This window comes from Sphingomonas sp. CFBP 8760 (assembly GCF_014841615.1).
Lineage (GTDB): Bacteria > Pseudomonadota > Alphaproteobacteria > Sphingomonadales > Sphingomonadaceae > Sphingomonas.
This window is the reverse complement of sequence record NZ_JACYUG010000021.1, coordinates 41,543-54,251: the sequence shown is the minus strand read 5'-3', so window position 1 is coordinate 54,251 and position 12,709 is coordinate 41,543. Positions and strand designations below refer to the sequence as shown.

The following is a 12,709-nucleotide window of genomic DNA, read 5'->3' as shown; positions in this document are numbered from 1 at the left end:
TGTCAGATCGGCAATCCACTTATCCCCGCTGTGCAGATTCCCCGAACCATCTGTCCGGTACGGATTGCGCAAGCGCCGTGAGAGAGAGCAGGCCGCCGGCCAACGCACGTGACTGAAGCGTCGTCATTGTCTCGCCGTCCTTCATCAGGGGATTAAATGCCGGCCGCGACGTTGCGACCATCAGAAGCGGGCCATTGCTTAATGACACCTGCAACGAGCGCAACGTCACATCCGCCTTGCGGCCCGGCTCGAGATCAGCGTCTGACTTCGTATTCCGTGGTCAGCACCGCTCCGGCCAGGACGACTGCCGCCGGCTGGCCCACCCGACGGTCCAACTGCCGAAAACCGAAAAAGCCATAGGTCAGCATCGAAGGCCCGCGGCTTCTTGCTTTGGAGAATATCATACACTTGCCGGTGCCAGATTTCCCTAACAGGATCGAACATTCACGCCCCTCCCCCCCGCGCCCAATTTCAGACATCCATTCACCTTCGTAGTATGGCCCCTTTTTGCCCGCTTCAGTTATGACGAAGAGTACAAAGGCTCAACTTTGTTCTGTTTAGGATGACCTAGTCCTCGTCATCGCTGATGAAGAAAGACACCACCCCGTCGCGGGCGAACGGCGCGGCGTCAGTGGTAAAGCGCCTCTGGATAATGAGATTGTCCGCGCCTGTGGCCGTAGCGGCGAGGAGGGCGACTTTTCGCATCAGTGCCAGCCGGATCGGACTGATTGCCGCCCTCCTCCTCGTCGTCACTGTTTAGAAGCGGAAGCGGACGCCCGCCGACAACAGGCTCGCCTCCCATCGAACGTCACGCGGGTAGCGGGAATCCTTGACGTAGCTGTGATACGGCGTGCGCAGCAGATTCGTGGCGTCGACCGTGAAGGTCAGGTTGTCGCTGATGTTGTAGCTAGCCGACAGATCGAGGCGGCCGACCGAATCCGAATAAACGGTCGTGAATACGCCCGGCGCGCCGAAGCCGTCGACGTTGGCACTGCGGTAGTTGTACGCCAGCCGGATGCTCGTCGGCCCGAGTTCGTAGAGACCGATGACGTTGAAGCTGTACTTCGACACTCCCGGCAGGGTGTTGCGACCACCCACAAAGTTCGCCGCCGACTGCAGCGTCTGTTCGCCGTCGATATAGGTGAAATTGGCCTGCGCACCGAGACCGCGCAGCGCACCGGGCAGGAAGTCGAAGAAGGTCGTCGCCGCCGCCTCGATCCCCTTGATCTTGCCGAAGCCGGCATTGGTCGGGCGATAGACGAGGATGTTGCCGAACGGCGCGACATTCACGATCTGCGGCAGCGAATTGATGAAGCCATCGATCTCGCGATAGAAGCCCGCGACCGATACCGATCCGGTGCGTGAGAAGTAATATTCCAGCGACGCATCATAATTGTCGGAACGGACCGGTTGCAGGTCCGGGTTGCCGCCGTTGCCGGTGTACGAGATGTTGCCGCCGATCGTCCCCTGCTGCACCGTCAGCGTCGGATTGATCTGGTTGAAGCCCGGCCGGGTCAGTGCCTCCGTGCGCGACAGGCGCAGCTTCAGGCGATCGGTGAAATGCAATTGCGCGCTGATGTTCGGCAGCACGTCGGTGTATTGTTGGGAAGACGCGATCGGAACAAGCAACGTCGTGCCCCCTGCGCCTGGCAGCGAGTTGGTCCCGTCCAGCCGGTTGCGGGTGATGACCATGCGCGTGCCGATCACGCCATCGATCGGGATACCCAGGTCGAACGCATAGTCGACCTGTGCATAGCCGCTGAACACCTGCTCGCGCGCGGAGAACGCGTTCAGGGGGTTGAGGGTGGGTCGTTCCGGCGCCCATTGCCCGCGCGTTCCCGCATCGGCGCTGGCGCGCACCAGTGCGTCGCGGACATAACCGCGCACGTCGTTGATGCGGTCGTTCAGGATGTCGGCGTCCGGTGCGAACCAGGACCGGAATTTCTGCACGTCATCGCCGTGGAAACCGGCCTCGATGATCTTGCCGTCGGACACGCCGGGCACCCGCGAGATGGGATCGCGCAGACCGGCGAGACCTGCATAGCGATCACCATAGGTCGAATTGGCGTTGCGGTTGGCATAGCGCAATCCGAACTTGAACTTTGGCAACAAGGTGGAGCCGGTGTCGAGGTCCATATTGCCCTGCCACTGCCACTGGTCGCCGGTCGCGCGGCTCCTATTCTCATAGAGACCGCGCACGTTGAAGCTCGCCGGATTGGTGAAGTCGGCGCCGGTGGGTACGAAATCGACGCTGCGTTCCGCGTTCAGCCGTACCGCTAATGACAGTGGACCCATCATCTGGGTCTGGAATTCGTAATAGGTGTTGTCGACCGTCGACTTGGTGAACGCCAGATCGGTTGTGAAGACGGCATTGCTCACCTCCCACCGGGCGCCGAGCGCACCTTGCAGCGTGTCGGTGCGGCCACGCCCGGCCTGCTTGGTCGGGCCGTTGACGATGCCCAGATCGATGTCGAACGAATCGAGCGTCGTTTCGTCCTGCGTCAGGACCGCGTTGCGAATTGGTGGTGGACTGCCCCCGGTGGTGCTCGACTGGATCGAGAGGCCAAAGAAGTCATTGGCGACCTTGTTGCGATAGCCCTGATACAGACCATCGGCGTAGATCATCAGATTGTCGGACGGTTGCCATTGCAGCGACCCGTTGATCGACGGCCGCTGACGATTGCCACGCTGATAGAAGAGCCCAATATCCTGTGGAAAGGTGAAATTGCGCCCGACCGATGTCGGCAACACCTGCTGCGCGGTCGGCACATTGTCCTGAAAACCCTGATAGCGGATCGAATTCAGATAGCGGGTCTGGGTGAAGGATGCGTTGAGCAGTGCGCCGATCTCGCCGATGCCGGTCTGCCAGCGATTGCTGACGAGCAGGCTGCCGATCGGGTCGAGCTTGCGCGACTCCGTGTTGTAGACGCCCCGTGCCGCGCCGGCGAGCTCGAAGCCCTTGAAATCAAATGGCCGGCGCAGTCCGACGTCGATCAGGCCGGCGATGCCGCCTTCCAGATTCTGCGCGGTCACCGCTTTATACACATCGACGCGCGACAGGGCCTGCGCCGGGAAATCCTGGATCGCGACCGAGCGGCCGTCGGCAGTGAAGATCTCGCGCCCCTGCACCGTGGTCTGCACATTCGGGAGGCCGCGGATCAACACGCCGTTGGCTTCGTCGGCATAACGCGTCACTTGCACACCAGTGATCCGCGCGATCGCCTCCGACGCATTATTGTCAGGAAATTTTCCGATATCCTCGGCGACCAGCGCGTCGACGATGGCGTCCGAATTGCGCTTGATGTTCTGCGCGCTGCTCAGGCTCTGGCGGATGCCGGTGACAATGATGTCGTCCGTCGAACCGTCGGTCGGCGGGGTGGTGTCGGTGGTCGGGTCGGCGCTGGTCGTGCCGGGCACCTGCTGCTGGGCGAGTGCCGGTGTGGCGGGCACCAGCACCAGCATTGTTGCCGTGGACGTCAACAGGCGTGCGATCATTATGTTCTTCATATTACCCCTCCTCGATTTTTGGCTTCGTTGATGTCGTCTTGTCAGTGGGTGGCGGGCGCCTTCGATCCCGGCATCGGCGCCACGGTGATACGGTCGATGTTCGGTGCGAAGCGCGAGCGCAGCAGCACGCCCGGCCATTGCTGGGAGGCGAAGGTGCGACCGTCCCAGTTCGGCTGTTCCTCGCCGGCGATGCGGATGGTATTCGCGCCGGCGCGCAGTGTGACCGGCACCGTCATTTCCCACCAGTTGTTGCGGTGGAAGCTGTGGGGAAAGGTCGCCAGCACCGGCGCAGCGCCGTTGACCGAGACGCGCGCGATCCGGGCGAGCGGATCGGGATTGTAGTGCGTCGCCTTCGACTGTTCATCGTTGGAGTATCGTATGGTGAGCGCATAACTGCCCGCCCGGTCTACCGTGACGGCCGGAAAGGTCAGCGTGTTGCCGTTGCCCGGCGCGCCGCCGATGTCGAACACGGCTCGCCCACCGCTCGCCAGCGAGGCGGGCATGATGCGCGCGGTACCCACGATCGTCGCGGCCTCCGCCTCATAGGTGAGGATCGCGGATGCGGACGCACGATCGACGCGCAGGCGACGTAACCGGGTCGTGCCGGTCAGCCCGGTGACCGTCACCTTGTTGATGCCGCCGACCAGAAACGCATCGGTCGCCGCACGGGCCAACGTGCGTCCGTTGACGGCGAGGCCGGTCGTGGCGTCTTCGCCCGTCTCCAGCGTCAGCCGCGCCGGGCCGTCCTGTGCCGCATAGACCCAGAAGGTCGCGGTATCACCCTTGTCGAGCCGCACCACATCAGCAGCATCGGCTTCGGCGTTCGCCCGCGTCAGCCAGGCGTCCCGCGCCTCGTATCGGGCCTCGACCGCCGGATCGCCGAGCGACAACGTGATGCGATCGACCAGCGCATTGCCCTGTGTGCGGCGCTTGCCGTCAAGGCTGCGCGTCGCCAGCGTCAGGATATGGCGGCCCTTCGTCAGCATCACCACGGTGTCGGCGTGGTCGAGGACGGACGGCTTGTAGCCGAGCGGCAGGAACAGCTCGGCCTCGCCCGCTGCCTTGCCGTCGATGCGCAGGAAGACGTTCGTCGGTCCTTGTGCGGCGGCCTTCGGGTCCTGGTTGAAGGTGCTGGCGAGAACGCGCAGGTCGTAGCGGCCGTTGCGCGGCACATCGACCGCGAAGTCCAGCCCGGCCTCGACGCCGGTAGCGAAACCCTCCACCGAATAACCGCCCGAGGTGTGGAAGCGGCCGACATCCTTCGGCGACCCCTCCGGCCCGCGCACCGTCAATCCGGTGCCCGTCCGGCGCGCGGCCTCCGCCTCATAATCCTGCCGCCACGGCACCGTGAGCCCAGTAAGCCGTGATCCTTCGGCACCCGGCGTCAGGACGACTTCATAGGCCGATTCTTCCCGCAGCATCGGCAGGTCGCTGGTGCCGAACGCCAGTTCCACCCGCCCGTCGCGCACCCGCACCGCGCGTTCGGCCACGACCAGCGGCGGCGTCGCATCGCCGAGTTGCCCGGTCCAGCCGATCTCGCGCACCCGCACCCGCGCGGCCGTGCCGAAGGATGCCGGCACCTTCGTCAGCGCGATCGTCGCCGCGCCGTTCCTGCCGCCGAACAACAGCCGGGCTTGCCCGCGCGCCGGATCGAACGACGCCAGTCCCTGCAGCGTGTAGCTTACGTTCGGATGCGGCGGGGTGACGGCCAAGCTGTGCCCGCGCATCGTCCGATAGGCGTTGAGCAGCCACCACTGGCCATTGCCGCGATTGGCCTGAACCGCGGAATCACTCAGATTCCCGTCGATGTTCCAATAGGCGATATCCGCATCGATTTTCGAATCCTCGATCGCGGCGATCCACTGCACCATCTGCCCGGGCACCGACGTATGGTAGTTGTGGGCGTATTCGTTGATGTTGATCGGCAGGTGACGCCCCTGCAACGGCGTGCCTGCAAAAAGCGTTTCCTCCCATGCGCGATATTTGCGGACACTGGCGCGCACGGTCGCGGGGTTGCTCAGCTCGTGCCACGTCACGACGTCCGGCACGGTGTCGTACTTCACCGCATGCGCCATGAAGCCCTTCACCTCGTCATAGAGGATGCTGGTGTTCGGCCCTGCGATGCGTGCACCGGGCAGGATCTGGCGGATCGCGCGATAGGCACGGTCCCACGTGTCGAAGAACGCGGCCGGGTTCTTGTTCCAGCCGACGCCGTTGCATCCCTTGGGAGCCTTGCCGAACATGTTGCCTTCGGGCTCGTTGAACGGCGCGAAGACGATGCGATCGCGATAGCGAGCGGGCATCGCGCGGACCTGTTCGGTCTGCATCCGTATCTTGTCGAGATAGGACGCCACCGACTGTTCGCAGGTGCCGGTCTTCCACGCATAGGGAAATTCGCGGTAGATGTCGGTCATGTAGATATAGGTGTCGCCGCCCGATGCGTCGGTCAGCAGCGTCGATACCTCCAGTGCGTCGGCACCGGGATGCTGCGGCCCGTCCTGTGCCTTCGTCGATACGGTGCGCAACGCGATCCCCTCGACCAGATTGGCGCTGGGCAGGCGTGCATCGTACAGGCCGTACAGCGTGCCGGACGCGCCGCCGTGAACCGGGCCGGTGTCGCTCGACAGATCTACCTCCAGCCGCTCGGCCACCTGCTGGCCTGCCACCGGGGCAGCGACGAGGGCGTACGAGCCGAGCAGGACCGCGACGATGGTCGTGGCACGACGGCCTGGGCGGCGGGGGCGGAATGGCGCGGTTGTCATGGAATGTGGCTCGGCCTCTTTGGGAAGGTGATGACAGTTCATGCCGTGCGCTCCGCGGTCATGCGGTCGATCGTCGCGCGGTTCAGGACCAGGCGGTTCGCGGTCAACGCGAGCGCGAGGTGCATCAGGCCGGGGATGACGGTGGACAGCAGGGTGATGCCGGTGAGCGAGAGCGGCGTCTGGTTGCCGGCACCGGCCTTGTACGACACCGCGACCAGCACCCCACTGATGAGCACCCCGGCCACGGCCCAGGCCAGCTTCACGAAGAATTGGTTGAACGCAAAGCTCATGCCCGACGACCGCGTGCCGAGCTTCCATTCGCCATATTGGTCGGCAAGCTGGATCAGCGTGAAGTGCAGCGGCAAGGTGCAACCCAGCACGGTGCAGCACAGGCCGACCAATACCAGCCATATCGTCGGATAATCGCCCGGCACGAAGAAGGAGGCAAAATGGCCCGCGACCAGCACTAGATTGACCCACACATAGATGGTCTTCACGTCGTAGCGCCGCGTGAACAGCTGGACGACGATCGATCCGATGAACCCGCCGGTGGTGGCGATGCCGAAGAACAGCGCCTGATAGGTCGTGCCGCCGTTCAGCACATAGGTGATGAAATAGAGCGCGGCGCCGCCCTTGGTGTTGAAGATGCCGATCAGCAGCAGTGTCATGACGAAGGTCAGGCGCAACTGGTCGTTCTTCAGCGTGTTGGCGATGGCGACGCGCAGCGGCGGTTCGACCGCGTCGGACGGCGCCGCCCGCTCGCGTACGAACGCAAAGCAGATCAGGAACATCGCCACCGCGGCCAGGCTGAGGATGGCGACGCCGTTGCGATAGCCGAGCGCCAGGTCGGTGCCGCCCAGATGACGCACCATGATCGGCAGGCCGACCGACACCCCGAACGATGCGATCGCGACCATCGCGAACCGCACAGACTGGCACGCCACGCCCTCACGCGCGCTGTCGGTCATGCGGGTGATGAGCGCGCAATAGGGCACGTTGTTCAGCGAATAGGACAGCGCCAGCAGGAAGTAGGTCGCGGCGGCATAGGCGACCTTGCCGTCATAGCCCAGGTCGGGCGACTGGAAGGTCAGGAAGCAGCTGAGTCCTACGGGGATCGCGGTCCACAGCAGATAGGGCCGGAAGCGCCCCCAGCGGGTGTTGGTGCGATCGGCCATCATCCCGATCAGCGGATCGGAAATGGCGTCGAAAATGCGCAGCGACAGGAAGATGATGCCGACGATGCCCGGCGCCAGCCCAAACACGTCGGTGTAGTAGAAGGTCAGGAAATTGGCGATCAGCCCGGTGATGATCGTGCCGCCTGCGTCGCCGAGGCCATAACAGACCTTCTCGAAAAACGGCACGCGGTCCACGGGTGCGGCAAAGCCTTGCCCCACCATACCGGCGTCCCCCTGTTGCGCGATCGTCACCATCAGCGTCTCCTTTCCTTCCCGTCGATGCCGCTTTGCGCGTGCCGTTGGTCTCAACTCGTCGCGGCGTCTTCGGCGAAGGCCGACGCCACGGCGGCACCGACGCGAACGAACACCGGGATGCGCGCGATCGGCGCGGCGCACCGGACCAAGCACCCGCCCGTCACTGCATCGCCGCTCCACGCATCGACCCAGTCGCCGACGGGCAGGTACACATCGCGTTCGGCCACGCCCGCCGCCACGATCGGCGCGACCAGCAGGTCGGGGCCGAACATATACTGGTCGTCCAGCGACCAGCAGCGCGCGTCGTCGGGGAAGTCGAAGAACATTGGCCGCATCAGCGGATCGCCGTGCGCGTGTGCCGTCGCCATCAACCACGCGACATACGGGCGCAGGCGCTCGCGCAGGGCGGCATAGTCGCGCAGGATCGCGAACACCGCCTCGCCGAAGCTCCACAATTCGTTGCCCGCGCCGGTGTCGCATTGCGCCACGCCATCGCGGAACGGCTCGGCGGGGGGCGTGATCGGGTCGCGGTGGCCGTGCATCCGCAGCACCGGCGTGAACACCGCCCACTGGAACCAGCGCACCATCAGTTCGTGAAAGGCGGGATCGTCGACGTCGCCGCCGTGGAAGCCGCCGATATCGGTGGTCCACCACGGGATTCCCGCCATCCCCATGTTCAGCCCGGCGCTCAGCTGGTTGCGCATCGCCTCGAACGAACTGTGGATATCGCCCGACCAGACCAGCGCCCCCTGCCGCTGGCTGCCCGCCCAGGCGCAGCGGACCAAGCTGACGATCTCCGTCTCGCCCTCGTCGCGCAGCCCGTCATGGACGGCCTGCGCGAAGTGAAACGGATAGGCGTTGCCGACCTCCGGCACGCCGCCGGTGTGATAGCGGTAATTGTCGAAATCATAGGCGGTGTATTCCGGTTCCGCCTCGTCCAGCCAGAACAGTTTGACGCCGAGATCGCGATAGTTGCGCTTCAGCCGATCCCACAGGAACGCCCGCGCGCCGGGATGGGTCGGATCGATGAAGCGGGTGTTGCCGAGAAAATCCTGCTGGATGTCGATCCCCCGGCGAGTTCGCACCAGATAGCCCTTCTGGGCCATCTCCGGATAATTCTCGGACCGCGGATCAACCGTCGGCCACACCGACACCAGCAATTCGGTGCCCATCGCCTTCAGCTCGGCGGTCATCGCCGCCGGGTCGGGCCATTCGCGCGGATCGAAGCGCCAGTCGCCCTGCACCGGCCAGTGGAAGAAATCAGCGACGATCACCGCCAGCGGGATGCCGCGCCGATGATAGTCGCGTGCCACCGCCAGCAGTTCGTCCTGCGTGCGATAACGCAGCTTGCTCTGCCACAGGCCCAGCGCGAAATCGGGCATCTTGGGCACCGTGCCGGTGACGGCGGCATAGTTACGGACGATCGCGGCGGGCGTATCGCCGGCGGTGATCCAGTAATCGATCGCGTGCGCGGCCTGCGCGGTCCAGCACGCACCGTTGGCGGCGAAACAGACATCGCCGACCGCCGGATTGTTCCAGAGGAAGCCATAGCCGTCGCTCGACAGGACGAACGGCACGCTCGCCTGCGAATTGCGCTGCGCCAGCTCGAGGATGCAGCCGGCCAGATCGAGATTGGGTTGCTGATACTGGCCCATGCCGAACAGGCGTTCGCCCGGCTTCGCCTCGAACCGCACGGTGATTCGCGATACGTCGCCGTGCAGCGGCATGAACTCCCGCCCCGCGATGCCGAGCGCGCTGATCATGCCCGTCGCATCCGTGCCGACCGTCCAGAATTTCGTCACCGTATCGCGCTGGCGCCATTTTTCCTCCAGCAACACCCGGCCGTTTCGATCGAGAAAGCGCACCCGCCCCTGCAGGTCGATTTCCGCGGCGATATTGCCTTGTTCGATCCGGGCGATGTTACCGTCCCGTCGAACGACCGGATCGGACGTCGCCACGTCGAGCAGCGCCCCCGGCGACGCTGCCCGCGCCGGACAATTGGACGCCCGCAGGCGCAGGCCGTCCGGTCCATGCGCCTCGATCATCAGCCAGTCGCCATTGTACGACCAGCCGATCGAGTGCGATTCCAAGGCAAGCGTATCCAATGCCATCCTCTCCCTCGGGTACGGTTCGCGCCGTCCCGTAAACGTTTCCGGTGTTGTTGCGTGGAGTCGCTTCGCTGTCAATCCACTTGCGCTCACGAAGCCGCGCCGCGATCACGGTGGCATGGACATCCGCGACCTTGCCAGCCAGCTCGGCCTATCGATCGGCACGGTTTCGCGCGCGTTGAACGACCGCAAGGACGTAAGCGCCGCCACCCGCCAGCGTGTACTCGAAGCAGCGGTGCGCCTGGGCTACACGCCCAACCAGTCGGGCCGGACGCTACGCAGCGGACGGACCGGCACCATCGGCTTCATGCTGACGCTGGAACATGACAGTGCCGTCCATGGCGATCCGTTCTTCATGGCGCTGCTGGAGGGGGTGCAGACCGGGCTGGCCGAACACGGTCTCGATCTGGTCGTGCTGCTTGCGCGCAAGGGGGAGGACGGCCTCACCTTCCTGCGTCGCCATGTTGCGCGCGGCACCGTCGATGCCTGGCTGCTGTCAGCGACCCGCTATGAGGACAGCCGGATCGACTTCCTGGTCGATCGCAGGATTCCGTTCGTCGCCCTCGGTCGTTCCGCGACGGCGCGGCCCTTCTCCTGGATCGATCTCGATTTCGAAAACGTCGTCGCTGAAGCCGTGGCGCTGTTCGCGGCGGCCGGTCATCGTCGCATCGGACTGGTCGCACCGCCGGCCACGATCAACCACAGCCATATCATCGTCGACGGTTACCGAAAGGCGCTGGACAACGCCGGCATCGCTTTCGATCCGGCGCTGGTCCACAACGGCGAAACCGATGAAAGCGATGGCGAGGTGACGGCGCGGCAATTGATGGCGTTGAACGATCGGCCGAGCGCGCTGCTGCTGATGGGTGAAACGGCACCGGTGGGGGCTTATCGCGCGCTGCGTGGGCTCGGGCTCGAGCCCGGACGTGAGATTTCGGTGATTGGACTGCGGGACAGTCCAACATGTCGGGCTCTGTCACCTGACCTCACCTGCTTTACCCTGGATCTTGGAGAGCTTGGGCTGGCGCTTGCAAAAGGGATCGTCCAAAATCTGGCATCCCATTCCAGTGACAATGTCCTTCACACGCAACGACGTTGGCCGATGGAACTACGTCCCGGGCGGAGCCATCGTCGATCTGCAGTATGATGTCCTCCCTTAGTAAGACTACATATGATCGACGACCGACAACAGGTCATTCAGAGTTCAATGCCCATTCCCAACTTCCGCCATTCGTTCATGTCGATTTTTGATGGCAGCCAGCAATCAGGATCAATTGCCCAAACGGCTTAATGGCAGAAACCGAAACGGCCGCGTTTGAAGTCGTCTCCGACTGAGCCGCTTCTCAGTGAGAAATGGGGTTAATTGCTTAACTATCCAACGTTACCATTGAGACGGTCTCCTCATCGGGGGAAAGCCACCGGCTCGTCACCGAACCAGCGATAACTAGAGTTAGCAACCAAGTATGATCTTCTTCGCATACGTGCATTTCCAGACTATTACCCTCATCACCGGCCACCAATCTGCCGGCTACCGCCGACTTCATGGCCGCCTATAACTTCGCCCGCCGGCTCAAAACACTGAGCGGCCTCACACCTTACGAATATATTGCCAAGATCTGGACGTCAGAGCCAGACCAGTTCATCGTCAACCCGATCCACCCGATACCGGGACTAAACACCTAGGTACGCTTTTGGATAGTACACGCATTTACATACGCCTCTCCAAATCTGATTCAAGACACTACGCTTTTTGGTACTGCCCCTCCATCTGCACGAACCGGCATTCTCGAAGAAGAAGATGTTTTAAAGATTGTCGTCTCTGGCAGCATATGGTGCTGCCCACAGACTGCAGGCAGCGTCAGGCCGCGGATCTGTTCGCCGTAGCGAACCGTCGTCGGTAATCCGATGGGGACAAGCCGACGATGCGATGGAAGACCTTCCGAAACGCGCTCGGATCGGTGTAGCCCACGTCCCAGCCGATCTGGTCGATCGCAAGCCTTGTTCCACGCAGCTTTACCTTAGCGTTCGATACCCGCAGGCGCTGCCAGTATTCGGTCGTGGTGTAGCCGGTCGCTTTCTGAAATCGGCGTAGGAGTGTTCGTTCTTCAAGGCTGGCTTGAGCTGCAAGCGTCGGCACGTCGACTATTTTGCCCTCACTATGCTCCAGGAAATCCTGCACCTTCAATATGGCTTCGTCCTTGTGCCCGACGTGGGGGCTGAAGCCGCTATAATAGCTCTGCTCGCGTCCAGGCGGGTCAATAAGAAAGCCGCGGGCCACTTCTATCATCACGGCATCCCCCATGAACCGCGCGATGATCGTCAGGCACAGATCGGTCCAGGCCATGACGCCACCGGCCGTGATGACGTCGCCGTCGTCAATGACGATCCGATCGGTATCAACCCGCGCCAAGGGGAAGCGGCTGCGAAAGCGATCTTCGTAGGTCCAATGCGTCGTGACGCTTCGGTTGTCGAACAAGCCGGTATCGCCAAGTACGAATGCACCTGAGCAGATCGAGGCCAGCACGGCGCCATCGGCGTGCCGTTCCAGCAACCAGCCCTTCATGTCTGAATCCGTGGCTTCGTGCGGGCCATCCAACGCCGGTGGCAGAATGCATATCGATGGATCAGTGCTGCATGGCCCTGAGCAATAGATGCGCTCCAACCGGCCCGTCGTCCCTGCTGCGCCCCAGTGACTGACCAACAGCCTGGCGCCGTTGGCTTGCGTCGGCAGCGCAGCGGCAATCCGATCGGCAGTGACGAATAGATCCGTCATCCCCAATATCGCCGCCTGCTGGGCTCCGAGGTAGGCTACGAGAGCGATCTCGATCATGTCGTCTACAACCCGGTTTTTGTCATCCCCGCCACTCATATAGGTCGGGCAGGTTTAGTAGAAAGGCTCCAT

6 protein-coding genes and 1 pseudogene are annotated in these 12,709 nt (G+C 63.3%); 2 read left to right on the top strand and 5 right to left on the bottom strand.

What is annotated here, in order from left to right; genetic code table 11:
* Nucleotides 1–756 precede the first annotated feature (756 nt).
* From IFT82_RS17895 to IFT82_RS17880, 4 genes are read right to left on the bottom strand one after another with little or no spacing between them, the layout of a single operon-like run.
* A complete protein-coding gene (locus IFT82_RS17895; RefSeq protein WP_192129414.1) occupies nucleotides 757–3,507 on the bottom strand; it encodes a TonB-dependent receptor in 2,751 nt (916 codons plus the stop codon).
* Nucleotides 3,508–3,548: 41 nt separating this feature from the next.
* Entirely contained in the window at nucleotides 3,549–6,269 is a 2,721-nt protein-coding gene (locus IFT82_RS17890) for a cellulosome protein (protein ID WP_199860573.1), read from the bottom strand.
* Nucleotides 6,270–6,307: 38 nt separating this feature from the next.
* Entirely contained in the window at nucleotides 6,308–7,699 is a 1,392-nt protein-coding gene (locus tag IFT82_RS17885; RefSeq protein WP_192129412.1) for an MFS transporter, read from the bottom strand.
* 50 nt (nucleotides 7,700–7,749) lie between these two features.
* Nucleotides 7,750–9,810, bottom strand: a complete 2,061-nt coding sequence (locus tag IFT82_RS17880) for a glycoside hydrolase family 31 protein (RefSeq protein WP_192129410.1) — start codon at nucleotides 9,808–9,810, stop codon at nucleotides 7,750–7,752.
* Nucleotides 9,811–9,925: 115 nt separating this feature from the next.
* On the opposite strand from IFT82_RS17880, the gene IFT82_RS17875 reads away from it, so the two are divergent.
* Together IFT82_RS17875 and IFT82_RS17870 are read left to right on the top strand one after the other, a co-directional pair.
* Complete coding sequence (locus tag IFT82_RS17875) at nucleotides 9,926–10,954, top strand: substrate-binding domain-containing protein (RefSeq protein WP_192129407.1); 1,029 nt, start codon at nucleotides 9,926–9,928, stop codon at nucleotides 10,952–10,954.
* 389 nt (nucleotides 10,955–11,343) lie between these two features.
* Nucleotides 11,344–11,490, top strand: a pseudogene (locus IFT82_RS17870) (IS481 family transposase); the annotation flags it as partial.
* Nucleotides 11,491–11,665: 175 nt separating this feature from the next.
* On the opposite strand, the gene IFT82_RS17865 reads toward IFT82_RS17870, so the two are convergent.
* Nucleotides 11,666–12,637 (bottom strand): GlxA family transcriptional regulator, encoded by a 972-nt coding sequence (locus tag IFT82_RS17865; protein ID WP_199860572.1) that lies wholly within the window; start codon nucleotides 12,635–12,637, stop codon nucleotides 11,666–11,668.
* Nucleotides 12,638–12,709: the final 72 nt, after the last annotated feature.